Here is a 26,926-nt window from a genome sequence, read left to right on the forward strand (position 1 = left end):
CTTTTATTTATTGTTTTGTTTAATTGTAAATGTGTAAGTACCGGATTTTACCATTTTTCCGGCATTCAAAGAGAGACGATAGATTTCTTTTCCCCATACGTTGGATAAACGCGGGTCATCCAACGCGACTGTCTCTACAGACGGGGTGAAAGTATTTTTATCATACAGCAATTCTACCTTTTCTCCGTTTACATCTATCCGGACGATTCCTTCCGAAGAGACATCGATCTTACCCCAGGTCAGGAAATTGACTTGATTCGGTTCTTTCAACTCTTTCAGGGTAAATGAATCCTGAATCTTCACTTCGCCCTTATTCTTATTTAATGTATACGAACGAACCCATTTGTCCACCCCGGCTTCTTCAGGATAAGCGGTAGCAATATTAGCGGTAAAAGTCATCCGCTTCGGGTCGAAAGAAGTCGCAGTCGCTTTATATCGGGAACCAAACGACTGGGGCACTCCGTTTATCATCGGCAGATTATGGTAGTTGCTCTGCATTGTCCAGATCGTATACCGTTCGTTACTGAATGTCTGGCGGGTATAAGTGCCGACACCTGCATCGATAAATACCGGAGTCGTATTTGAATACAAAGAGAAAGTACCGGCATCATTATGATTATGGCTTTCATTGTTATATCCACCTTTCGCAGCCAGGAAGAAACCTGCTTTATTCGTCATATAACAAAATTCCGTTTCCGGATACCAGGTATAAGCCGGAGACTGATAAGAAGGTTCCACCTCTCCCATCTCCTTTGCATACAGGAGACTTTGTAAGGTGCGGAACATATCTCTCCCGGAAGAAAGTGATTTTCTGGTTGACAGGCTGTTCAGATAAGCGGCATACTGCATCATCACATCACTGCCTACCGCCTTTCCGTAGCGGAAAATAATCGGGGCATCTCCGCCACCTTTCGCCGAGGCATCCGCGAAGTTAACCACCCAGCCATTCCCTACATAGGAGCGGGCAATATATTCACCCATATTTTTGATAATCGGCTGATCGAACAGACTGATCTTTCCACCGGTCCCGTCGTACAATAATTGCAGATAATCATACATCTTTCCCGCAGCATGTCCCCAATAAGAAGGACCTTCTTCGCAGGCACCGTCCGAATGAGTATAGTTGATGAATTTATCGACCGAGACCATTGTACGATGAACGGCTTCCGCCAGTTTCTCTTTATCGTTTTCCAACAGTAGGAAACATTGCAGTACATTAAAGTTACACCACGGATTCCAGTTGTTGACCAAAGTCCCGGGTTTGTAATTGAAGGCCATCCACCAGAAACGGTCTTCCTTCATATAAGTATCCAGTATTCTTTTCTGTAACTCATGGCGCAGGCGTTCGGAAATAACAGGATTTACTTTATCAAATTCGGTATGGAAGAAATAATAAGTCCAGGACAATAAGGAACCCAGGTCGCCGGCAGTCAGGTCGATCACATCTTCTTTATAATCGGGTAAAGAACGTTTTGAATGTTGTGCGCTCAAATGTGCCGACAATACCCAGGAAGTCATCTCACAGGACTGAAAAACACCATTGATTAGCTGATTGATAAAGCGGCCCTTTCCTTCTGCCAGTTCGGCCATTACCAGGTCGGCTATGGCTCCGTTGTTACTGCCGAAAGGATCTTCCATGATCCGCCGGTTTCCGCTACGTTCGTATTCGATATAGTCGGTTGCTTTAACAACTTTCCATTCATAATCCAAACGTTTTTCTCCTTGTTTGATGTAATCATTCCTGTAATCTCCCAGAAATTGCTCCCAGGCAGTGCGATCGGTATAATCCGGATAAGGAACCCATTGCCGGTCCATCAATAAAACGGATTTCAATTCAGGTATATCTGCCGCCTTTTGCAGCAGATCACGTTCGACATAAGCATTTGCTGATGCTATTATTCCGAATAGCAAACAAAATAAGGTTAAACATTTCTGTGTTCTCATGGTACTACTTTTTTGCTTTGATCACAAAAGTAGAAAGATTGTCTATAACAGAGGCGTCTATTTATCCATTTCATATGCACTTATCGTCCAAAGGCATGGATAAAAATAAGTCAAAAGGTTCTTTTTATTTCATTGTAAATAAAGGTATGTCTTAGTCTGTTAAGGTATTTGATACCACCTTTGAAGCAAGCTGTTTTCACATATATTAAAATATAACTTAGTCCTAATGGAACTCCAATCATACCGATGCAAATATATATGTTATTAATGTTAACGAGTGTATTAATTTATCCATTTAATATGCACTAATAGTCCAGCGCTTATTTATAAAAAACGATAATCTCCCTATTTTAAAGCCTTTGTATATTTAGCCTCCGGATAAGAATGTTAACGATATTCAATAATAATAACAGTGATGATTTAATCATTCCAAACATCTTTTCAGTATCTGCAACGCAAATACCAATGATTTGTCTTTCTCCGCTCTCCATTTATTTATCAGTGCCTTACCTAAAGTTACCCTAAAATCCACACCGTTTTCAACAGTCATTATATACTAATTGATCTTCAATCCTTTCGCCATCCAAATCAAAAAAACAGCGTAGTTCCATTAGAACTATGTGGTTTTTGCCAAATACCCAGGCTGAAACTCACGGAAAAAGAATCAGTAAACCGGGTAAACAATTAATTAATCATTAACTAAATCTGGTGTTATTATGACAAAGGATTTTAATCGTTTTTACTTATCAAAACAGATGTTCCTGGGAGCAACCCTGCTTCTAGCATCTGTAGGATTGGCAACGGCCAGTCCGGCAACAGGAACTACGGGTACAGCCTTACCGAACCCTGTTGCTGCTTCTCCTCAACAAGCCAAATACATTATTAATGGAGTAGTCGAAGATCAGTTCGGTCCGATAGCAGGCGCCAATGTAGTTGAGAAGGGAACCACAAACGGGACAATTACCGATATGGACGGTAACTTTACCCTGGAAGTATCACCTAATTCCGTACTGGTCGTTTCATTTATCGGATTCAAGGAACAACAGATTCCGGTGAATAACCAGAAATCATTACGGATTAAATTATCGGAAGACTCCCAGGCACTGGACGAAGTCGTTGTAGTAGGTTACGGTACGCAGAAGAAGGTGAACCTGTCCGGCTCCGTTACCTCCGTAAATGTCAGCGAGATGGCCGAAAGCCGCCCGTTAACTAACATCTCTACGGCTTTGGCCGGAACTGCACCGGGGGTACAGATCACATCCAGCAACAATATCCCCTCCAACAACGGAGATGCGGATATTAAGGTACGCGGACAGGGAACATTGAACAACTCCTCTCCCCTGGTTATTATTGATGGTGTGGAAGGTAATTTGAACAGCGTCAGCCCGCAGGATGTGGAAACAGTCAGCGTATTGAAGGATGCTGCCTCATCGGCCATCTACGGTTCACGTGCAGCAAACGGTGTTATCCTGATTACCACCAAGTCAGGTAAGGCCGGCAGGATGAAAATCGACTATACCGGTTATGTTTCTTTCCAGAGCCTGAACAAGCCATACGACGTAGTCACCGACTATGCCAGCTACATGGAGTATATGAATGAAGGGATGCGCAACAGCAATAAACCCGAGCCTTTCTCCCAGAACGTGATAAATTTGTGGCGTGAGAAGTCGAAAGACCCGAACGGTCTGAATGAGCATGGTATTCCGAACTATCTGGCATATCCTAACAGCGACATCTTCGATGTGTATGAAACCGGTGTTTCCCATCAACACAGCCTGTCAGCAACCGGAGGTTCCGAAAAAGTGACTTATTATACATCTTTCAATTATCTGAATAACCCGGGTATCCTGGAAAATTGCGGATACGAACGTTTCAGCCTCCGTGCCAATATCGATTCGCAGGTAAAAGACTGGTTGAAAATCGGTGTAAACCTGAGCGGATATACAGCCAATACAACTCCGGTCAGCGAGAACATCAACGATATCTATACCTACGGCTTAACCGGTGGAAACCCGGGTATCGCCTATCTGGACGACCAGAACCGGTTGGGTATCAATGCCAATAATGAAGATGACCCTCAGAACGCTACAAACAATCCATATAATCGTTTAAGGAATGTGAGCGGTAACATCGGAATAAACACGCTGAAAACCCGTATGTATGCGATTTTGACTCCGTTAAAAGGTCTGACTATCCAGGGTTCTTATACCTATGATTATTATGACAAACAAAAGGATTCGAAACCGAACTTCGTCCCGATGTATAATTTCCAAACAAATACGTTATATACGGATGGTGTGGGCCAGACAAGCATCTATAATTACAATGAAAAGACCTACAGGAATTTCATGGATGCCATCGCCCGCTACGAACGTAACTATCTGAATAACCGCCTGAGCACAAATATCATGATTGGTGCCAGCCAGGAACAATACAAACGTTCTTACTTCAGTGCCACCCGTAAGGATTTGCTCGACCCGTCACTGGGTGTAATCGGAGGAGCTATCGGTGAATCTTCCTCAACCGGTAATGTTACGGAATGGGCGATGCGCTCTTTCTTCGGACGTATCAACCTGGGTTGGGATGACAAATACTTATTGGAAGCCAACCTTCGTGCCGACGGTTCTTCCCGTTTCCAGAAAGATAACCGCTGGGGTTATTTCCCATCGTTCTCTGCTGCCTGGCGTATTTCGGAAGAAAACTTCATGAAAGACTTCACCTGGCTGGACAACCTGAAGATACGCGGTTCTTACGGTTCGCTGGGTAACAACACCCTGGGAAGCAACAGAGATAACGACGGCAACTACCTCTCGCAATCGCTGTATGCACAGACCAACTACGTATTAGGCCGTACCGTGGCAATGGGACTTTCTCAAACTGCCATCGCCAATGCCAATCTGTCTTGGGAAACGACCTATATCACCAACCTGGGGGTTGACTATAATATGTTTAGCAATCGCTTGAGCGGTAGTCTCGAATTCTTCAATAAGAAAACAGACGGCATTTTGATTGACCTTCCGGCTCCTATGGTTCACGGTAACGCGACAATTCCTAAGCAGAATGCCGCCCAGGTAACCAATAAGGGGGTTGAGTTCTCTGTGAACTGGTCCGACAGAGTCGGTAAGGATTTCGACTATAATGTAGGCTTCAACTTCACTTACATCAAAAACAATGTCGATAAATTTAAAGGAGACGAACCTTCGTACGACGGAGCCAGAATGTTGAAGGAAGGACTTCCTATCTGGTCTTTGTATGTCCGCGAAATTGACCGTATCATCCAGACAGATGCAGACCTGGCACTGGTTGAAACGATGTTGAATAACCCGGAAGTAGAAGGTAAGGTCGTATTCCCTTACGGAGTTCCTCAAAAAGGTGATATCCTGTACAAAGACCTGAATGGCGACGGACTGGTAAACGATGATGACCGTACCGTTATCGGAAATGGCAAGAACCCGACCTTCACGTATGGAGTGAACCTGGGATTCAACTGGAAAGGCATTGACTTCTCTACATTGATTCAGGGTGTAGCCGGCATTAAAGACGTATATCTGAGCAACCTGTATAAAAGTGGTGTCCGCCAGGGTTACCAGATGAACCAGGAAGTTATCGACGGACGTTGGTACGAAGGCCGTACGGATGCCAGTTATCCACGTCTGCTGGACTATAGCGATACCCGTAACGAACAGTATTCCGACTTCTGGGTTGCCAGCAAGGCGTACCTGAAAATTCGTAACATCACATTAGGTTATACCCTGCCCAGTCAATGGACCAAGGTTGCCTATATGGACAGAGTCAGAGTATACGGCAGTTTGGAAAACTTCTTCACTTTCTCGAAGTGGAAAGGATACGACCCTGAAGTGAGCGGCGTTACCTATCCGACCATGCGTCAAGCTGTAATCGGTATTAATGTTACTTTCTAATCAGAATGTCTAACTAATAAACAGAATTATAAAATGAAAAAATATATCATGTCTTTTTTAGCAGCCTTATTTACATTGACAGGCTGTTACGACCTGGACAGGGCTCCATACGACCAGTTGAGTTCCAGTACTTTCTGGCAGACGGAAGACCAGTGTAAGCAAGGTCTGATGGGAGTTTACGCCTCCCTGAAAAACACCGACCTGTACGGTAAAATGTTTATGATAGACGTCAACTCCGATGTCGCAGCCGGATATGACCAGTATGAAGCCCTTCAGCTGGGAACCTGTACCCCGCGTACCGGATTCCTGAACGGCAAATGGCAAAACGGATACAACGCCATTCAGCGTGCCAATCTGGCTATCCGCAGCATTGGCGAAGCTCCTATCGACGAAGTACCTAAAAACCAGATGTTGGGTGAAGCTCGTTTTCTCCGTGCATTAATCTATTTCCACCTGCTGGACTATTTCGGAGGACTTCCCATATACGACGAAACGACCGATCTGGAAAAAGAGTTCAACAACCTACTGAAACCCAGAAGTTCTGCAGAAGAAACACGTGCTTTTATCCTTGCCGACCTGGAAAAGGCATTGGGCGCCGGACTTCCCGACCAATGGAACGATGCAAACTACGGACGTGTTACATTGTCAGCAGCCCAGGCCCTGTTGGGTAAGGTTTACTTGTACGACAAACAATACGACAAAGCCATCGAAAACCTGGAAAAATCCCAAGCTGGACATGCATTACATGATGACTTCGCTGAGTTATTCACTCCGACGGGCCATACCAGTTCCGAAATGATTTTCTCCATCATCAACCTGGGAGGAACAGGAAACAGCTACGGTATGCCTTTATGTTTCTATGCCGGAACCCGTAACTCCTATGGCAGTTGCTGGAACAATACGGTACCTTCCACCAACCTGGTCGACATGTATGAATACAAGGACGGACGCCCGTTCGACTGGGACGAAGTATTCCCCGGCTTCAACTCCGACAACCAGGTTAAGGAACGTGTATTCAGATGCACGGTCAACAGCGACGGTTCGGAAGTACTGGATATCCCGGCTGAATCGGAAAAAGTAAAAGAGATGTACGAACAGCGTGACCCGCGTTTATCGGCCACCGTTATCGCTCCTTACACAACTTATCTGGGATGGAACCGTAACCAAGAACGTCTGATGACTTTCATCTTCGCGAAAAACGAAAAAGGTGACGTTGTTGCCGTAAACGAAAATAACGGTTTCATGCGAAACAATAAGGGGGGATGGGAAACCTATTTCTGGAGAAAATTTGTACCGGAAGGCGACTGGAACGGACAAATTACCGACCGTGCCCATACCCCTGTTAACTTCCCGATTCTTCGTCTGGCAGATGTTTATCTGATGTTGGCAGAATGTTATAATGAAACGGGCAACCAGTCAAAGGCTGTCGAATACATCAACAAAGTTCGTGCCCGTGCCGGAATCGCCCTGCTGAACAGCGGTCCTTCTTATCTGGCCGCCAATACAAAGGATGAAGTATTCCAGCGTATTTTCCGTGAGAGAGCATTCGAGTTGGCTGGCGAAGGTATCCGCGACAGTGACCTGCGTCGCTGGAAATTATCCCATACTCTATTGAACGGAGATGAATTCGGCATCACAGGAAAACGTATGCTAACCCGTGTATTCCGCGAAAACCGCGATTACCTGTGGCCAATACCCGCTACAGAAATCGAAATCAATCCGGATTTGACACAGAATCCGAACTGGTAATAACCCATCTATTTCAAAAAAAGAGGAGGTGTGTCAAAACATCCAAAATATAAAAATCCCCCCTGCTACAGCTATGTGTGACAGGGGGGATTTTGTTGAAAAGAGAGTTTTGGCACACCCTCCTCTTTTTCCTGACTTCGTCAATGCGCCACCCAAATCATTTCGGTTCATCGGCGAAGTCAAATAGTGAGCGTATCGCCCGATGTTTATCAGTCAGGAATAGGGTCTTAGTATAAATTTCTTCATTTTCAGGCATCTTCACTCTGATGGTAGTAATAGTTTTGACGGCATCAAGTACCTTTCCTACGCTCAGGTCAATGTTCTTTTCTTTGATAATTCGCTCCAATTCCTTATATATTTTATAGGCGACAAAGCAAATGCAAACATGTGTGCTTCTATTCTTCGCGCAGGCTGAGATACACGTGCGATCACAAGATGTCGCAAGATCTCGTCCGGTATGCGATTGAAGCCAATATTATCATAGATACAATCAAGCAGCAACTGAGTTCCGTTGATCAATACAGCATCCATATTGCCGACTACTCGCTTGGTCTCTTCGAGTTCTCGCTGACCTGCATAGCTGTTAATCCATCTTTAGGCGGCATCACACAAATTTTCCGTGTCTTCTATTGAGTCCGCGGTGCCAAAGCTCTTTATTTCCTCATACTTACCGGAGGATTTGCTTACTACAACGACACTGATAGTGCCAGAGCGGTTCTTTTTCTTGCGCACATACATGCCGCAAAATTACGTTTTTTAGCTTGCGCCACCTAAAACAAAAGATAACTCGTTGATAATCAATTCACGCCGTGGTAGCGCAGAAAAGTGATGAAGTCAGGAAAGAGTACGTCACACAAAATTACAGGGCGTGGGTGAGCAGATATAATGTCGCCCTGGATAGTATAGATATTTTTCCGAAGACCGTCTATATAACAAAGAAAATACCTGCCCGCCTTTGGGGATTGGGCTGTCTGTCGGTTATGGGGCAGGACGATCCGGACTGTCGCCATATGTCGAAGTGGGGGTGTATTACAGGATTTGGTAATTTGATTTGATATTAATACTAAAGTTAGCCGTCTTGCTTGTGAGAGTAGGGTGTTTTTTGTGTTTAATAACATAATATTTAGCTTTGTGGTATGTAGATAAAATAATAAATTTAAAGCATTTATTAACTCTTTGTAGTTCTATAATCCATTTGTTTAACTTATTAAATTATTATTATGAAAAATCTATTATTTGCATCAGTGGCTTTTATGTTGTTTTTTGCGTGTAGCAACGAAACAGTATTTGATGAAAAGGATGATTCTACCATAGATGTCGTTACAAAAAGCATTAACGATAACGGCCCCTTTAATTTACATGATTGGAGAATAGAGGTTATTGGGGCTATTATGTATCATGGCTTTGATATGGGTCCATATTGGTCGGATTATGAGAGTAAAGGGAAAACTACATTCTTGACCGGACCTCTAACAATCGAAGAAACAATAGCACAATTTGGAGGATGTGTAGGATATAATATTTTAGGTCTTACGGATATTTCAAACTGGCTATATTCTTATAATATGCGTTATAATATTATATCTTTTCCTGGTCCACCTGATGATTCTAACACAGAATCTGATGGCTCTAAAAAGGAAGAAAAGACTGCGTGGGAGAAGCTTAAGGATAGGTATGAAGGAGCAGCATTTATAGAAGAGAACAATTGTCCTCCAGGATCTTCTTTTACTTATGCACAAGCTGCAGCTATTATGGCTCGAATGGATAAGCAAAAAGACGATGAGTTTCTGCCTTTTGTTTATATTAAAGCATATCCCTCCACCTCTAGTTTCAGTATTATATGCTGGAGTCTTTACGGGGCAGTAAACAACAAGACGACAGGACTTATTTATAGCAATCCTTATACTAGGATAGCTAGTGGCATTTTAGAAGCTTACAATAATCATATATACTCTGGGGTTACGTGTAGCGACCTTAATTAAGAAAGAGGCAGTCTCAAGATTTGAGCAAATTATGGGTTTAAAGGTGCAAATGAAATACCAAACAGAAGTTATTCGCCAATTGATATACCATTAATTCGTTATGCGGATATAGTCCTTTCTTTAGCTGAATGTTTGAATGAACAGGGAAAAACAGATTTGGGGTGAACCTCAATATTCTTATACTTGGGGAGGTAACCATTTATACAACTGGGTTATTCCTAGGTCTGAAATTCTGATGAATGAAAACCTAAAACAAAATGAGGGTTGGATAGACTAATCCATTCTTATAAATTTCTATTTCATGAGGGTGTCAGATTACTTTGACACCCTCTTTCTATTATTCTATACAATCAACAAAGTGCGTGCTCGTATCGATTAGTATTCCCAACCCGGTGTAGGTATCAAATTCGGATTAAGCTCTGTTTCACTTTTGGGAACAGGCCAAGTATACCACTGGTCACCAATCCAATCATAAACAGTACCTCCGGTACTCTCTGTTCCGCCCCATGCATGCTGGGCAACTTTTTCACTGAATTTTGTTTCTTTCAACGTACGCCAACGCATTTCATCAAAAAAGTTTATACCTTCGTTCACAAACTCACGACGACGTTCGTCACGCACATAGTTACGTGCAGTTGTCTGATCTGAGAAGCTAGAAGCCATAGTCGGTATACCGGCACGGTCACGGACCTCTTTCACCTTGGCCATAGCACCTGCCAAGTCATTCTTTTCAACAAGTGCTTCGGCCCACATCAACAATACATCTGCATAACGAATGATAGGTTCATCTACCGGATTCTGCTCACGACGCAGGTATTCCAACCCCTCACCGATAAATTTACGATGAATATATTTAAATTCAGCCTGTGCATTCATAAAACCGGAAGCATAATAATCGTTCGGTAACTCCGGATTGGCATTCGGTTCGGCATTTGCCTGATCTGCATAATATTTACCAGCAACAGGCCAACGAAACGTGTACCACGCTTCTGCCGTAGAATTACTATTTACCCCCAAATAATTGGCATAAGGTGTCACAACATTGTAAGCCAAGCGCGGGTCACGATTGGCATATGCTGTTTTTAAACGAGCCTCATTACCTTCCGGCAAATAAATAGCCTGAATTTCTGCGGGCAATTTGGCCAGTTCCGTATCAACTGCCTTCGTAACCGTAGAATGGATTTCCTTTCCATTCACGAACTTATCGCGAATAAAGAATACTTTGCGATATTTCGTGTGTCCTTCGGCTGTCTCCATGTCAGTCACTTTCTTCCAATCAGACAAATAGTCCTCCCAAGCAAACTTTTTAACAGTCTGCCCATTCACCTCTTCATAAAGGTTTACCAACGCAGGAGTCACCTGCAAGTCACCCCAACAGCCACGGCTATCTTTAGCTCCCTGGGTAAATGCCGCACAATACTTTTGTATTCCCGTACCATATCCCGTAGGATCTTCTATATACTGCACTGCCAAAATAATCTCTTCACAACGCTCGTTAGCAACCTTGAACAGTTGTTTGTAGTCGGGGAACAATTTGTAACCACACTCACCTACCTTAGCAAAGTCTGCTATTGCTTTATCATACTCCTTTGTCAACAGATATGCCTTACCACGCAAAGCATAAGCAGCCCCTTTACTTACTCGTCCTTCTCCTTGGATTTGATTGTCAGGTAAATTAGGCTCAGCTATAGCATCGCTTAAATCCTTAATAACTTGAGCCCATATCTCCTGTTCCGAACTTTGAGGCTTGTCACATTCAGACGGGTTCACCGGTTCCGTATACAAAGGTACCCCTATTCCGCCATTACCGAAAAGAATGTTCAAACGATCGTAAAAGAATGCACGAAGTACTTTACACTCAGCAATCAAACGAGCTTTTTTAGCTTCATTGATAGGAGCATTTTCAATACCAGCTATAGCGGCATTAGCCCGATGCACACCGTCATACATCCATTGCCATGTTTTTAAGAAAAACCCGTTACTGGGATTGACCGATTTAGTAAACAAGTTTTGCATGCCATACTCTCCCTGTCCGGTCATACCAAACGCATCATACCCATAATAACCAATCATGGCATCGGCACCAATAATTTGATTTCCATGGAAAGGTCTCTGCAAGGAGTAATACACGCCAATAACGCCCTGGTCAACGCTTTCTTCGGTAGTCCACATAGTACCACTGGAAAGCTTATCATTAGGTGCCGTATCCAAAATATCCGTACAGGATGTTGCGACTCCGAAAACAGCCGCCAATGTTAACAAATTAAATATCTTTTTCATCTTTATGTGCTTTTAATTAAAAGGTTACAGACAGACCTCCTGAGAACATACGTGCAATCGGGTATGCGGCAAGCGAGCCACCCAATTCAGGGTCTACGCCTGGGAATCTATCGGATTTGAAAGTCAACAAATTTTCACCGGATACAAATACTCTCAAATTATTGATCTTTGCAGGTGCAACCCACTTCTTAGGCAATGTATATCCGATTTGTAATGATTTCAGCTTAACAAACGACGTATTATACAAATAGAATGTATTTGAAGGGGTAGTACCACCGGAAGTAAGCAGACGAGGATACTCGTTAGAGATTCGGGCATTCGGGTCAGCTGCAGGATCGTAGGAAGAACCGATGACAACGCCCTGCTCATTTTTAATGATGCCAGCATGTGAAGCTTCCGAATCGTAGAAATAATATCTGTTCCAAGCATCGCCAGGCAAAGCATCACCGGTATTAGTAATCATAGATCCATTTGCTCCTTTTGAATTAATGTAATGATAACCTCCAAAGCGTCCTGACCACATCATATTCAAATCAAAACCACGCCAAGAGGCATTGATATTAAAGCCCAAAGTAACCTTCGGAGTCGAGCTCTTACCGGTAAATTCGCGGTCATCATCATTTCCATATTTACCATCACCATTCAAGTCGGCCATGATCAAGTCGCCATACCATAAATTGGAACCATTCGAATTAATTTGTTTCAAATTATTATTGAAAGTATATCCGGCAGCCAACATCGCAGCCACCCAATCCAAATCGGCCTTCGTACGAATCATACCGTCACGAGGTCCTCCATTCGGATTAACACTACCGTCGGCCAACTTATAAGAACCGTCACCGGAATAAGGACGACGCAAGAAAAACTCATCTATCATGTGTCCTTCTACACGACGGGTATCACCTCCGGTAGAAACATCTGCCAAATTAGTATAACGCATTGTCGGATTACCCCAGATATCTTTGACATCTTCATCCAACTCATACCGCAATTCGCCTTTAAAATCGGTTACTTTATTCTTATTGAAAGCCAAGTTGATCCCTACGCCATAACGGAAATCTTTAATCTGATCGTTCCAACCCAAGTTCAGTTCAAGACCACGGTTAGACAAACTGGCTGTGTTTGACATAGGAGCACTGATACTACCCATTGTTTTATACATAATGGAATTAGTAAGAATATCCGAAGTCTTTCGCAAATAGAAATCAGCTTCCAAACTTAAACGTTGGTTAAGGAAAGAGGCATCCAAACCGATGTTATAAGTGGTCACTTTTTCCCAAGAAAGTGCCAGGTTTTGAATAGAAGATTGTATCAAACCATTTTGTACTCTTTCGTCAAACACATTGTTCACTTTCTTATACAAAGCTTGCCAGTCATAATTACCCCCTACGGTGTTACCCAACGAACCATAAGAAGCACGAAGTTTCAAATTGTTAACTGCATTTTTGACGGGTTCGAAGAAAGATTCTTCACTGATACGCCAAGCAGCAGACCCGGATGGGAAAAAACTGCTACGATGTCCGGGAGCAAACTTGGAAGAAGCATCTGACCGGAAACTGAATTCAAACAAATAACGGTTATCATAAGCATAGTTTGCACGTCCGAAATAAGATAATATAGCATTCACCGACTTGGCACTACCACCAATGGATTGCATTTCCGCACCAGATGTTATATCAGTAATACTCCAATCTATCAAACCTTTCTTTGTTGCACTGAATCCTGTAGTTTCACCACGATACTGCTCATAACCGAACAAACCTGCCACATCGTGTTTCCCGAATGTATTGTTATAGCGTAACATCAAGTCAGCCGTATAACTGGTCGATTCATACGAATAACGATAAGTCGTAGCCTGGTCCAAGACACCCAATCCTTCTTTCGGTGTTTCAAAACTCTCGCGAAAACTATAACGAGGCAGGTTTTGAGAGTAATGTTCGTCTTGGCGGCTGTACTGGCTCCAGTTGAATTTGGCTTCGGCTACCAAACCTTTCAAAGGTAACTCGACGTTGGCATACCATGTCGTATTGAGGCGTGTATATGTATTCTGTCCTCCATTGGCTGCCACTCCTTGCAAAATATTATCCTTCTGGGTTACTTCCGGATGTTCGCTACATCCATACTTGCCATCATAGATAGGAGTCTGCCCGGGCCATGCCTGAAGCAAATAAGTCATAGACGTACTTCCCGGATCCTTGAACTCTTTGGTTCCATAGGTTTGTGTTCCGAAAGTAATGATATCTGCTATTTTTGTTTCTATATTGGCACGGATATTGAAACGTTCCATGCTTGTATTATCCAATGTACCCGGATTATTCTGATAACCCAGCGAAAGCAGATAAGTGGTATTCTTGCTACCTCCCGACACATTGACACCATATTTCTGATAAAAGGCGGGTTCAAACAAAATTTGTGCCCAGTCTGTATTCGGGTATGCCAACCAGTTTGGAATCTGTTGCCCTGTAACAGGATTCGTATAGATTCCGTTCGGATTCAAATCAGCTTGACGCCATTCTTCAATACTTTCAAGGCTATAGTCTGGTGTATTGGCAGTCGGGTTGGCATTCAGCTTAGCAATATTGTGCAACTCCATGAAATCGGCCGTACTTGACATCAATTTAAAATCGGTAATCGGCTTTTCCTGTGCAAACATAGCATTGAAAGTCACTCTTGGGCTTTCGTCTTTTTTCCCTTTTTTGGTTGTTACCAAAATAACACCGTTGGCTGCACGTGAACCATAGATTGCCGCCGCACTGGCATCTTTCAAGATTGAGATGCTTTCAACGTCATCCGTATTCAGCGGAGCCATATCAGCAGCAACACCATCGACCAATACCAATGGGCTACTATTGTTGAATGAACCTTGGCCACGCACCTGGATACCGATACTTTCGTCACCAGGGTTACCACTTCCTTGAGTAACGCGTACACCTGGAGCCGCGCCCACCAAAGCCTGTCCGAGGTTCATCACCGGGCGGTTGGCTATTTTTTCCGCACTAACGGATGCTACCGAACCTGTCAGGTTCACTTTTTTCTGTGTACCATACCCCACCACAACAACTTCGTCTAACGCCTGTGAGTCTTCCTTTAGTTTAATAGTAAATGACGTTTGACTACCTACGGAAACTTGCTGTTCCGTATAGCCGATAAAAGTTATAACCAAAACAGCATTAGGAGAAACTTCCAGATTGAATTTACCGTCCATATCGGTGATCGTTCCGTTAGTTGTGCCCTTTTCGACAACATTGGCTCCGGCAATCGGTCCTAAAGCGTCCTCAACTGTTCCTGTTACTTTTTTCTTCGCTTGTTGAGGAGAAGCAACAAGCGCATCGGAAACGGGAATCTCTATTCCCGGATTGGCTGAAGCCAACCCCACAGATGTCAAAAGCATAGTTACTCCTAAAAACATCCGTTTTGATAAATAAAAACGATTAAAATCCTTCGTCATAATAACACCAGATTTAGTTAATGAATAAATTGTGTTTGCGCACACCAAATCACTACAACTTGTTGTGCAAGAATTTTAGTCCGTTCGTTTCACATAAAAAGGAAATAGTCCTAGCTGGACTGTGTCCATTTATTCATTAACTAATCATTAGATTTTGGCTCATCAGTAATTTTTTACAAATAAGAAAACAACTGAGAATAAAGCTCTGTCTCTTTTTGTTTTTCAATAGCAGAACAAAAGTAGTTTAGAAAAGTCGTTAGAATTCTATTATTTAATATTAATAGAAAAACAGTAATTGATATAACCTAATTTTGAGAAATGAATGTTCTATTTCTACCTGTCAGAACTTCAATAGTTAGTGCAAATTGACCATAATCTATGCACTATATTCATATACAGCCCATTACTATTGTGTTAATTTTTTATTTTTGGACAATAAATGCACCAATATTAGACAAAAATGTATGTTAACAGATCATACGATGTGTTACTTTTGTGCCGTACAGTTTTGTTTCATGATATGGACACAGTCCAGCTAGAACTACACTCTCCACAAAAAAAGGATAAGGCATTAATCAATAACACCTTATCCCATAAACATTTCCTCATCAAAAGAACTTCTTACAATTCCTGTTTAAGGATTATTCTTTTAACAGAGTAACTATTCGGTAGAACAGATCTCGATAATTAGTTTATCCAACCATCATTCTGAACCAGATTGCTATTTCTTTCACATTCCGTGCTTGGAATAGCCCAGGTATAAAGATAATCTCCACCCCATGAGAACGGATTTACGACAGTACCCCAGATTTCTTTGGAACCATCACCAGTTTTACACCAGTCACCGATCGTTCTCCAACGAATTTCGTCATACAGGTTAACACCTTCCAAAGATAATTCCCAACGACGTTCGTTACGGATACGGGTACGCATATTTTCCTGGCCACTTACATAAGTAGGTTTACCGGCATCTGTTGTCTGCAATAATGCAGCACCGGCTCTCTCACGTACAGAGTTTACCAAATCAACAGCTTCCTGCTTAAAGCCTTGTTCATTGATAGCTTCTGCCAACATTAAGACTACGTCTGCATAACGGATCAACGGATAATCCCAGGGGCAATATTCACGATTAGGAGTTTCAGACGATCCTTCCGCAACAAATTTGCGATACAGATAGTAGAACAAAGTCTGGCTATCCGTTCTCAGGTCATACGGTTCGACTTCATCCGAGTTGGTTGCCGGCCAACGCAAGGTATAAGTATATTCTTTTGAACCGATTGCCCCGTTATATTCAGCATACGGAGTAATGACAGTCGCTTCCAGACGAGGATCGCGATTTTCGTAGGCTTTACGCAAACGGGCTTCATTTCCGGAAGGTAGATATTTAGACATATCAGCTCCATTTTTCACGGCCAGTTCAAAACCTGCACGCAGTTTTGATTTTATATCTTCCGAATAAGTATCCCACTCACCGACAGTATCGCGGAGGAAGAAAACCACACGTTCTTTAGGAGTCATCTCATTATATCCCGGTAGGAAGTCATTCCAGTTAAACGGCTTACCGTCTGCACATTCAAATGATTCCACCCAGTTTACACTCGGCAGATAACTATTCCAGCAAGAACCAAAAGAAACACGTGAACCTAACCAGAATTGTGTTTTGGAACCATAATCTTTGATACCAATATTCTGTTCCGAGAAAATCATCTCATCACATTGTTCATTATCTGTTTTGAAGAGTTGTTTGTAATCCCCCTGAAACAATGCAAAACCGACATCTCCGACTTTACGCAAAGCAGCTTCCGCTTTTGCATAATCTTTCATCCACATATATGTCTGTCCCAGCAAAGCATATGCCGCACCTTTCGTTGCACGACCATAATTGGCATCACCTTTCGCATACTTATTCGGCAAATTAGCACTGTTGATGCAGTCGTTCAAGTCGGAGATAATAACTTCCCATACTTTGTCAGCCGTTTCACGTCCATTGGTACACTCGCTGTCTTCCACCGGTTCCAGATAAACAGGAACACCCTGGAATACACGGTTCAAACGGAAATAATAGTAAGCACGCAAGAATTTGGATTCAGCGATCAAACGATCTTTCTTTGCATCATCCAATGGAGCTTCCGGTAAATGGGCTATGGCATCATTTGCACGGTGAATTCCTTCATACAACTGTTTCCAGGTATCAGAGAACAAACTATTGCCGGCAGTAATTGTTCCATTCAACAAATCCTGAGGATCACGGGCCTGACCGGCAAATCCCATAGCGTCTTGTGTAAACATTTCATGTGCAACCTTTGCCTCGCGCAATGTGGCATAGATACCATTCACACCCATATCACACATCGTTTCATTTCCCCACATGGCTCCGGAACCTACCTTATCGTATGGATTCGTATCCAACAAATCAGGTTTACAAGCTGTCATAACCGAAGCAACAGCTGTAACAACTAATATTTTATTTACTAATTTCATTGTCTTTTCTCTTTTTTAGAATGTAACACTAATACCCGCAGCAAACTGGCGCAAAGAGGGATAATTTGTAGTTGCCCCCATTTCAGGATCCTGACCGGGGAATGATGTTATGGTAAACAAGTTTTCACCAGACAGATATACACGAACTCTTTCCGCAGAAACTTTTTCTGTCAAAGAGACGGGCAATGTATAACCGATTGTCAGATTCTTCAATTTCATATAAGTACCGTTGTACAAATAATAGTTGCTGGTTTGCCGACTCTGTTTTGAATTTTCCACCAAACGAGGGATGTAGCCATTCAGATTGGTTCTCGAATCAGTCGGATTTTCCGGATCATAGAAATAATGATCGTTTGCAACCCGTTCAGATGTAGCAAAACCATTTCTAATAGCGACACTATTATACGGATCTTCTTCCCAATACAGTTTGTAGCCACCGTTACCGGCCCACAACATACTCAAATCAAAGTTTTTCCAACTGGCACTGATATTTATACCATAACCGAATTTAGGCATAGCGGAGGAGCCCTGAAAATCATAGTCATAAGAACTGCCATAAATACCGTCGCCATTCAAATCGGCATAAATCAAATCACCGTAATAGATATTATTCTTACCCACACTCTGGTTGGGCATAAATTTGTAACCAGCGTCTATCATGGCATTCAACCATTTCATATCATCTTCCGTACGGATCATACCATCTTTCGGACCTCCTTTAATATCTACGGAACCATCGCTGTTGAAGTGAGAACCACTACCGGAATAGGTATTCAAGGTGTAGTATTCTTTGATCGGATGCCCTTCAACAATACGTCCTTTATCTTTATCGACTGATACATCACCGATGTTAGACTGCCATACTTTCTTTCCGTCTTTCTCTACCCAACCGGCCTCATATTTACCCAGGTATTTTGTTACCTCATTATGATTATAAGAGAAATTGGTAGAAACAGCATAATTGAAGTCGCCTACATGATCTTTCCAACCTACTGTCAATTCGAAACCACGGTTTGTAACCTCAGCTGTATTCATAGTCGGCGGAGTCTTAATACCCATTGTCAGATGCAGGTTCGGAGTTGTCAAGATACCGTCCGTTACCTTATTATATACGTCCAACTCTGCTGTCAAACGATTATTGAGGAAACCGGCATCCACACCAAAGTTCGTAACGGTTGTACTTTCCCATTCCAGACGGGAGTTGCCTATCCTGTTCTGCGCCAAGGCAGCGGCCTGAGCCCCTCCGAAAGAATAATTATAAGTCTTATAGGTAGCCTGATAACCGTAATAATCCTGATAGCCATCTTTATCTGTAATACGGTTGTTACCGATCTGTCCCCATGAAGCACGGATCTTCAGATTAGACAACCAGTCGATATTCTTCATAAATTCTTCTTCCGACAAACGCCATGCTGCAGAGAATGACGGGAAGATACCCCAACGCGAATCGGAATTGAAACGGGAAGAACCATCATAACGGAAGTTTGCCTCAAACAGATATTTGGACAGATAAGCATAGTTTAAACGGCCAAATACAGAACGAAGCGCTTCATCTTTTGCTGTACCAGTACTGGTCTGCATTTCTGTGGCAGCATCGGGGACGTTGATACTCGGGTCTATCAATCCTTTTTTCTGTTGCTTATGCTCATATTGTTTATAGAAATATTCGTTGTATCCCACCATTACATTCAAATCGTGACCGCCTTTGAAGCTCTTGTCATAACGCAAAATATTTTCCAGCGTATATGTTTCTTCTGCATACGACTTCCAGGTTGTTGTCATCTGGTCAGGAGTCGTTGCCGTAGAAGCAATCTCACCATTACTGAATGTATAGCGAGCCTGTGGGACTGTATGTGAGTTATATTCGTCGAAACGACGTCCGTAGTTGAAATTGAAGTCCCAGCTCAAACCTTCCATGAACTTGATCTTACTGTACATCGTCGTATTAAAACGGGAAGAACGGTTCTGCCCATCAGTCTGTTTCAGATATGCCCAGATATTATTAGCTGTAGAACTTTCTTCGGCAGCTTCCTTATACCCCATTTTACCATCATACATACCGATCAAACCCGGCGTAGTCTGACGGATAAAGTTCAACATACCGGTATCGGCGTAATTACCCTGCTCTTTATCGTTCATAATAGCATAGGTACGGGTTCCCAAGGTCAGCCATTTGTTTACATTTGCTTCAACATTGGCACGTAATGTGTAACGTTTTAAACCTGTATTTTCAACCAGACCCGGGTTGTCCATATAACCGGCTGACAATAAAAATGTAACTTTTTCGCTACCACCATTCACCGAAACAACATGATCCTGAACCAGATTATTCTTATACATTTCTTTGTTCCAGTCTGTATTCGGATAAGCCAGCCAGTTAGGAACACCGTTTGCATTCAAACCGTTCGGATCAGCGTTGGCTGCTTCCCAGGCTTCGATCGTTGCAGCCGAGAATACATCATTGTAACCCTCATTGAATTTTGCTTCATTGATCAAACGCATATGCGTAGGATAATCCGTTACAAAGTCCAGCAGATTGGAAGGTTGAGCCATAGAGAAAGTACCCGAATAAGTTACGCGGATCTTTTCACGGTTACCTTTCTTTGTCGTAATCAGAATGACACCATTAGCAGCACGCGAACCATAAATAGCAGCAGATGCAGCATCTTTCAATACTGAAATAGTCTCGATATCCTGTGGATTAACGGCATCCATCGAGGCCTCCATACCGTCGACCAATACCAGCGGACTGGCATTATTCAATGTACCTGTACCACGAACACGGATCGTTGCGCCATCGTCGGTCGGATTACCTTTACTCTGCATAACCTGCAAACCGGCAGACAAACCACCCAAAGCCGATGAAACATTAGTAATAGGACGACTTGCGGCTTGTTCCGTAAAGTCGACGGAAGAAACAGAACCTGTCAAATTCACTTTTTTCTGTGTGCCGTAACCTACAACGACCACCTCATCCAAAGCCTGAGAATCTTCCTTCATCTGGATCGTAAATGAAGTTTGATTGCCTACGGGAATTTGTTGCTCTGTATAACCGATAAAAGAAACGACCAGAATAGCATTTGGTGAAACGTTCAACGTAAATTTACCTTCCATATCGGTAATGGTTCCGTTAGTGGTTCCTTTTTCTACAACATTTGCTCCTGCAACCGGGCCAAATTGATCTTCCACTACTCCACTCACCGTTTTCTGCGCTTGCTGTGGAGATGCAAGCGAAACATTGGTACCTGAAGTACCAGGTCCATAAATAGACGAACTGGCAGATGCCACTCCAACCGATGCCAGGAACATTGTCGCTCCAACAAACACCGCCCTGGGTAAATAAAAACAATTAAAATCCTTCGTCATAATAACACCAGATTTAGTTAATGAATTAATAATTATGTACGCCAAAACCCCTTTTGTTTTTGAAGTACAAAGGATAATTAGTTTTGTTCGCTTAACTTAAATGCAATAGTTCTTGATGGACTATGGAGATTATTTATTAAAAAAATCCGGAGTTACTTTCAAGTTGGTATATTTCATCGAGTTCATTAAAGTTTTGGTATTTACCTGTTTATTAAATAATGTTGCCATCCGGCATGTATTTTGTTTGGATTTGCCAGGGAAACTTTCAAATAAAAAGACTCTTTTTCTATCAGAGGGAAATATTTTACCACAATAAACGGAATATAACACAAAACACTTATATATCAATTGCTCTCTGACAGATCAAAAGGTAAGACTCTGAATAGAAACTGCATTACAAAATGCAAATGCGAAAAAAGAACTAAGTTACATGTAATCAAGACATACAGCCATTGTTAATTTTCTCTTTGTGGACAATTTGTGCACTTCAATCAGACGAATTTATGTGTTCGCAAACAAAACATTCGATTACATTTGCGCCCATAATGTTTGCCTTTTAAATCTCCATAGTCCATCAAGAACTACATTCAAAACATAAAAAAAGAGATAAGGCATTAATCACTAACACCCTATCCCTTAAAGACTTTCCTACTAAAATTATTCCCAATAACCTTTATCCAATTATCATTCTTTTTGCAAGAACCACAATTTAGTAGAAAAAAACCATCTATTATATTACTTACAAGTCCAGTTCACGCTATCCGTTATACTGTTTTTCTTTTGAACGGCACGAGCTTCTATCGTATTTTCTCCATCCGCCAGATTTATTCCTTTCCACACAAAAGTTGCATAATTATCCGGTGTCTGTTTTCCCATGCTTTTGCCGTTCACAAACAGTTCTACCTCCGGCAAATTTGAGAAAACCATTACATCCGCCACTTGTGTAGTGCGATCGCGATGGCGGCGGTTAGCGATGTAAACGAATTTATCGTCTTTATTCCAGTTTGCTTTATAGTAATAGAAAGCATCCTTCTTCACTTTACGATCGAATGTAACCAATCCTTTGTCATTGATACCCGGGCGGTCGCCTTCCGTACGATGGGCTGCTCCGAAATCGAACAGGTTCCAGATAAAAGATCCCCAAACGAACGGACGTTCAGCTATTGCCTCCCAGTTTCCCATATGATAGAAAGTCTGGAAATTCTCCGGATGCCACCAACCGGAAGCTACGCCCGGCTTAATTGAATCCTGCTGATGATAAATACTGGCTCCGGCACCGTATTCACTGATAGCGATCTTATAGTCCGGATGGGCTTTATGATTGGCATCCAGCCATTTCCCCATATCAGAAGGAGAACCTCCATACCAGCCGAAATACTGGTTCCAGGCAATCACATCGGTAATTTTGCTGATATCGCTGTCATACGACAGGAAGCTGGCAGCCGTTGTCGGGCGCGTCGGATCTTCCTGATGAGCCAGTTCATTCAGTTCCTTAATATATTCTATCGGGTTATCCCCGTGTGTTTTCAATTCGTTAAACAATCCCCAGAAACAGATAGACGGATGATTATAATGCTGGCGGATCAACTCTTTCAATTGTTCTTTCCCATTCTCACGGAAAGAAGGCAGATCGTTGAATCCTCTGTCCAGATAACCGCCCGGCCCGATAAACGGGATCTCAGCCCAGGCCACGATACCATATTTGTCCATCAAATTATAAAAATAAGTAGCTTGCGGATAATGTGCCAGACGGATGGCATTCGTACCCATCTCTGCGATAATGGCAGCATCTTCTTCATGGTGTTCTTTATATAAGGCATTTCCCCTCTCCGCACGATCCTGGTGGCGGCATACGCCACGTAACTTCAGATGTTCGCCGTTCAGGAAAAAACCTTGCTCTGCATCCACATGGTAAAAACGAAGCCCCAACGGCTGAACCACTCTGTCTATTTCTTTACCGTCCCCCAGCAAAGTCACTTCCGTACGATATATAAACGGATCTTTCCGGCCATTCCACAAATGAGGGTTCTTAATGGAAAACTCCAAACCTGCCGTATGTACCTGACCGGCATCTACCGTCAGATTCAGATCCTGTTGCTGCACAAGCTTGTTTCCATCCCATATCTTTACATTCACCTGTACCGGCACGTTTTCAGACGAACTATTCGATACAAGTACTTTTGCCTTTACATCGGCCTGTTCTTTTGTCACCTTGTTTTGGATCAGATAGACACCGGGGGAAGCATAATCGGTCAATGAAATATTTACCGGATCGGTAATGATCAGATTCACATCCCGATAAATACCACCATAGAAATTGAAATCGCCGACCAATGGCATTATATCCAGCTGCAGGGCATTATTGACCTTTACCAATATCTCATTTTCAGCCCCATATTTTACCTTATCTGTTATTTCGAATACAAAAGCACCGTAACCACCTCTGTGTTCACCCAGACAAACAGAATTGACAAATACCGTTGCTACGGTATTGACACCTTCAAAACGAAGGAAAAGCCGTTTACCTTTCCACTCGGGTTTTACAAAAAGTTTCTTTTCATAATTTCCCATTCCGCGATAATAATCCTGTTTTCCGGAAAGGGCATCTCCACTGTTCCAGGTATGTGGCAAATTGACTCTCTCTGCACTGTTTTTCTGCACCTGGTGAGAAAAACGGAACATCCAGTCGTTATTCAGAAGTATCTCCTTGCGGGAGGCATAAGTTAATGTACTGCACAATACCAGCAGTAAACCGATAAGAATGTGTTTCATGTTATTTATTTCTTTATTCCGATAGCAAAGATAAAACGATCCTTTCAGGAAGAAAGGCACTTTTTGTCTAAGAAAAGGTACTTTTTTGTCCAAGTATGGCTTTTTATGAGTAACTGAGAGAAAAAAATCAGTAGCTTTATACCGAATCTTCATACCGTTCTTCATTGCTCATCTATACTATGTTAGACGATTTTCCCACCTATCTATTTAGCGGCCGATAATTGTCAGCCGTTCGGTTGATGATTATGAGCCAATCGGCCGATAATTATGAGCCGTTCGGTTGATGGTTGTCAACCATTGATTAGTAGCCGTAGTAATTTGAATTAGTAAGGCAGATAAATGAACACAGATCGCATAGAAACAAAAAAAGGCCCGGACAAAAAATCCGGACCTTTCAGATATTATAATTAAAAATTACATCGACTGTTCTCCACCGCCTTGATTATTTTCACCACCGCCTTTTGCATCGTCATTACTGATACCGCGACGTACTTTCTTGATCTGCCCTTTCATCGTACCGAAACGGTAGGATATACTGAAACGGAATTCACGGGCACTGCGCCAGTTGGTCGATACATCATGGAAACCATTTCCAGCAGTAGTCGTTTCCATCTTCATTGTCTTCCAGAACGGGTTGTTAGCACCCACAGAAAGCGACAATTTCTTTTTCAAGAAATCCTTGCTGATATTTATACCAGCAAAATAGAACGGAGACATCTCGCTCTGTAACTGAACCCATGAACCGAAATAACCACCATTCAAGGAAATACGGAAGTCTTTTGGTAATGTAAACATTGTTCCGGCATAGATGCGCTCACTAACCCCATCTTTTGCAAGTCCCAGAGAAGGAGCCTTTAAATCTGTATAATCCAAGCCTCCGTTCATATAAATACGGAACCAGGTATTCGGCGACCAGTTACCATACAGGAATATACCAACCTGCTGCTTCTTACCTATATTATCATAAGTATTCCACATGGCACCATTATATTGCGAACGAGGATCGTCTGCCGCAAAATCTGCTGTAAATGAATAACGTTCAATCGGATTATTTACAAATGTATAGCTCAGACTAGCATTGATGCTGAACTTCTGGGTAAACTTACTGAAGTTCAGATTCACATTATTACTCTTCTCCGAATCCAGGTTTGGATTACCCTGAGATATATTTTGCGGATTGACATCATTAATATACGGATTCAGATACCAGATGCCCGGACGCTGAATACGCATATTGTATCCCAAACGAATTTGAGTGGACATGTCTATCTGATAAGTTAATGTAGCATTCGGTACTACATCAAAATAATTGGTACTAAAATCCATATCCGGTTTACGTGCAAACTCAGCCTTTAAGCTTGTTCCCTCAGCACGTACACCTGCTTTGATTCCAAATTTATTTAAACGTATCAAATAACCGAGGTAGGCAGAATAAATATGTTGTGTATGACGGAACTGACTATTATCCCGTGAATGATCCTCCCAAATTTTGGTTGAATCATTATAAATCTGTTCCAACGTATTACTCTTATTCTGACGATTGATATATTTCACACCAGCTTCTAATGTTTGCTTATTAAAAATTGGAGTTGTATAATCGACTTGTCCTGTATGCTCCATTGTAGATGCATCGTTAATATTCCATTTCGGATATTCATTAGACAGATAATAATTAACAACATCAGACAGTTCCGTATTACTTTCATTGTCATTGGGTGATTGGCTGAAACGATAAGAGACAGTCAACAACTCATCCTTTTTGCTGGTTGAATGCTGATAATCCACATTCAAATCGGTAGAGCCGAAAGTCCCTTCAGAAACGCTGTTACGATGGAATTTATAAACCGGAGATGAATTGAATTCGTTTCCCAAAGGATTCAATACAGCATCCAGCTCCGATAAGTTTTTAGATTTTCCGCGGAACAAATTAGCACCGACGCTTATCAGATTCAATGTATCGATTTCATAACTTGCTTCCAGATAACCATATTGGAATGGTCCTTTATATTTACTACGTCCGTTTTCTATCAATTGGGTCGGTTGACCATCTGCCAACAAATCTTTTTCAGTAGTACGTTCACTATGTGAATCATTCCAGGGAGAGTTACGGTTGTTGTATCCATAGTTTGCCGTAAGTCCCAAATTACCAACCTTCAAAGACACATAACCACCGCCGCCAAAGCTACCTAAAGAACTGGCATTGGCACGAACCGTACCCGTATATCCCTGCATGGCATTTTTGGCCGTAATAATATTGATAATACCACCAACACCTTCTGCATCGTATTTTGATCCCGGGTCAGTAATAACTTCGATATTCTTGATCGAACTTGCCGGCATGCTCTTCAATACGTCTGAAGCATTTTCACCGCTCAACAGGTTCGAAGGTTTACCATTCATATAAATCTTATAATTTGAAGACCCCTTCAACTGGATCTTGTCTTCACCGTCAACAGTTACCATCGGCACTTTACGGAACATTTCCAATGCATTATTGGTCTTAGCTTCCGGGTCATCCTCCAGGCTATACGTGATTTTATCCACTTCCACCGTTACCAATGGTTTCTGGGCAACGACAGTTACTTCATTCAACTGCTGAGAATCGTCATTCATATACAACTTTCCCAGATCCAGGCTTTTCTTGTTTTCAGACAAGGTAAAATGTTTTACTGCAGGGACTTTTCCCAGCGACTGCATGGATATGATGTATTTTCCGGGTTGTTTCAGGGTAGTGGTAAACTTACCGTCATCATCACAAGCCAACAATTTAATCGCTTTCTGAGGGGCATTTGCCAAAGCGATGTTTAACGTTGCATAAGGAACTGTTTCATTAGACAGGGAATCAACGACCTGTCCCTTGATCGTGTAGTCAGCGGCATTTTGGCTTTGTGCACGGAAAGGCACAACCATCATCAACACCAACACTAAGTAGAGCAGTTTTTCTTTCATCAAATTTAAAGAATTTAGAGGTTATCGATTGATTT

12 protein-coding genes and 1 pseudogene are annotated in these 26,926 nt (G+C 42.3%); 6 read left to right on the plus strand and 7 right to left on the minus strand.

The genetic code is table 11. From position 1 onward, the window contains the following. Positions 1 to 3: 3 nt before the first annotated feature. Positions 4 to 1,944: a heparinase II/III-family protein gene (locus DWX23_RS04455; RefSeq protein WP_183668756.1), complete on the minus strand. Its 1,941-nt coding sequence runs from the start codon at positions 1,942 to 1,944 to the stop codon at positions 4 to 6. A 716-nt stretch (positions 1,945 to 2,660) separates the two neighbouring features. Between DWX23_RS04455 and DWX23_RS04460 the strand changes: the two genes are divergently transcribed. The 6 genes and pseudogenes from DWX23_RS04460 (at position 2,661) to DWX23_RS25105 (ending at position 9,760) form a co-directional block, all read left to right on the plus strand. Continuing rightward, on the plus strand, positions 2,661 to 5,864 hold the full coding sequence (locus DWX23_RS04460; protein WP_122373585.1) for a TonB-dependent receptor: 3,204 nt from the start codon (positions 2,661 to 2,663) through the stop codon (positions 5,862 to 5,864). 33 nt (positions 5,865 to 5,897) lie between these two features. After that, complete coding sequence (locus tag DWX23_RS04465) at positions 5,898 to 7,613, plus strand: RagB/SusD family nutrient uptake outer membrane protein (protein ID WP_007655028.1); 1,716 nt, start codon at positions 5,898 to 5,900, stop codon at positions 7,611 to 7,613. A gap of 435 nt (positions 7,614 to 8,048) precedes the next feature. Continuing rightward, positions 8,049 to 8,246 carry a hypothetical protein gene (locus DWX23_RS24955; RefSeq protein ID WP_165364449.1) on the plus strand — a complete coding sequence of 66 codons (198 nt, stop codon included), beginning with the start codon at positions 8,049 to 8,051 and terminating at the stop codon, positions 8,244 to 8,246. A 239-nt stretch (positions 8,247 to 8,485) separates the two neighbouring features. Further along, positions 8,486 to 8,658, plus strand: a pseudogene (locus DWX23_RS04475) (DUF6808 domain-containing protein). 175 nt (positions 8,659 to 8,833) lie between these two features. After that, positions 8,834 to 9,595, plus strand: coding sequence for a hypothetical protein (locus tag DWX23_RS04480; protein WP_007655034.1), 762 nt, complete (start codon positions 8,834 to 8,836; stop codon positions 9,593 to 9,595). Positions 9,596 to 9,688: 93 nt separating this feature from the next. Further along, complete coding sequence (locus DWX23_RS25105; protein ID WP_229801098.1) at positions 9,689 to 9,760, plus strand: RagB/SusD family nutrient uptake outer membrane protein; 72 nt, start codon at positions 9,689 to 9,691, stop codon at positions 9,758 to 9,760. A 210-nt stretch (positions 9,761 to 9,970) separates the two neighbouring features. Here DWX23_RS25105 and DWX23_RS04490 read toward each other — a convergent pair whose 3' ends face one another. From DWX23_RS04490 to DWX23_RS04515, 6 genes are all read right to left on the minus strand, one after another. Further along, entirely contained in the window at positions 9,971 to 11,875 is a 1,905-nt protein-coding gene (locus DWX23_RS04490; RefSeq protein ID WP_122373587.1) for a RagB/SusD family nutrient uptake outer membrane protein, read from the minus strand. Between the two features lie 16 nt (positions 11,876 to 11,891). Further along, positions 11,892 to 15,323, minus strand: a complete 3,432-nt coding sequence (locus DWX23_RS04495; protein ID WP_122373588.1) for a TonB-dependent receptor — start codon at positions 15,321 to 15,323, stop codon at positions 11,892 to 11,894. Between the two features lie 687 nt (positions 15,324 to 16,010). After that, on the minus strand, positions 16,011 to 17,804 hold the full coding sequence (locus DWX23_RS04500; protein ID WP_007655038.1) for a RagB/SusD family nutrient uptake outer membrane protein: 1,794 nt from the start codon (positions 17,802 to 17,804) through the stop codon (positions 16,011 to 16,013). Between the two features lie 15 nt (positions 17,805 to 17,819). Next, positions 17,820 to 21,170, minus strand: coding sequence for a TonB-dependent receptor (locus DWX23_RS04505; protein WP_122373589.1), 3,351 nt, complete (start codon positions 21,168 to 21,170; stop codon positions 17,820 to 17,822). Positions 21,171 to 21,905: 735 nt separating this feature from the next. Continuing rightward, entirely contained in the window at positions 21,906 to 23,942 is a 2,037-nt protein-coding gene (locus DWX23_RS04510; protein WP_122373920.1) for a glycoside hydrolase family 2 TIM barrel-domain containing protein, read from the minus strand. Between the two features lie 414 nt (positions 23,943 to 24,356). Beyond that, positions 24,357 to 26,891, minus strand: coding sequence for an outer membrane beta-barrel family protein (locus DWX23_RS04515; protein WP_122373590.1), 2,535 nt, complete (start codon positions 26,889 to 26,891; stop codon positions 24,357 to 24,359). Positions 26,892 to 26,926 lie beyond the last annotated feature (35 nt).

The sequence above is a fragment of the Parabacteroides sp. AF18-52 genome (assembly GCF_003479145.1).
GTDB classification, from domain to species: domain Bacteria; phylum Bacteroidota; class Bacteroidia; order Bacteroidales; family Tannerellaceae; genus Parabacteroides; species Parabacteroides faecis.

Bases quoted from the DNA above. Each gene is read 5' to 3' on its own strand.
- DWX23_RS04455 (WP_183668756.1), bottom strand. From the start codon at position 1,944: ATGAGAACACAGAAATGTTTAACCTTATTTTGTTTGCTATTCGGAATA.
- DWX23_RS04460 (WP_122373585.1), top strand. From the start codon at position 2,661: ATGACAAAGGATTTTAATCGTTTTTACTTATCAAAACAGATGTTCCTG.
- DWX23_RS04465 (WP_007655028.1), top strand. From the start codon at position 5,898: ATGAAAAAATATATCATGTCTTTTTTAGCAGCCTTATTTACATTGACA.
- DWX23_RS24955 (WP_165364449.1), top strand. From the start codon at position 8,049: ATGTCGCAAGATCTCGTCCGGTATGCGATTGAAGCCAATATTATCATA.
- DWX23_RS04480 (WP_007655034.1), top strand. From the start codon at position 8,834: ATGAAAAATCTATTATTTGCATCAGTGGCTTTTATGTTGTTTTTTGCG.
- DWX23_RS04490 (WP_122373587.1), bottom strand. From the start codon at position 11,875: ATGAAAAAGATATTTAATTTGTTAACATTGGCGGCTGTTTTCGGAGTC.
- DWX23_RS04495 (WP_122373588.1), bottom strand. From the start codon at position 15,323: ATGACGAAGGATTTTAATCGTTTTTATTTATCAAAACGGATGTTTTTA.
- DWX23_RS04500 (WP_007655038.1), bottom strand. From the start codon at position 17,804: ATGAAATTAGTAAATAAAATATTAGTTGTTACAGCTGTTGCTTCGGTT.
- DWX23_RS04505 (WP_122373589.1), bottom strand. From the start codon at position 21,170: ATGACGAAGGATTTTAATTGTTTTTATTTACCCAGGGCGGTGTTTGTT.
- DWX23_RS04510 (WP_122373920.1), bottom strand. From the start codon at position 23,942: ATGAAACACATTCTTATCGGTTTACTGCTGGTATTGTGCAGTACATTA.
- DWX23_RS04515 (WP_122373590.1), bottom strand. From the start codon at position 26,891: ATGAAAGAAAAACTGCTCTACTTAGTGTTGGTGTTGATGATGGTTGTG.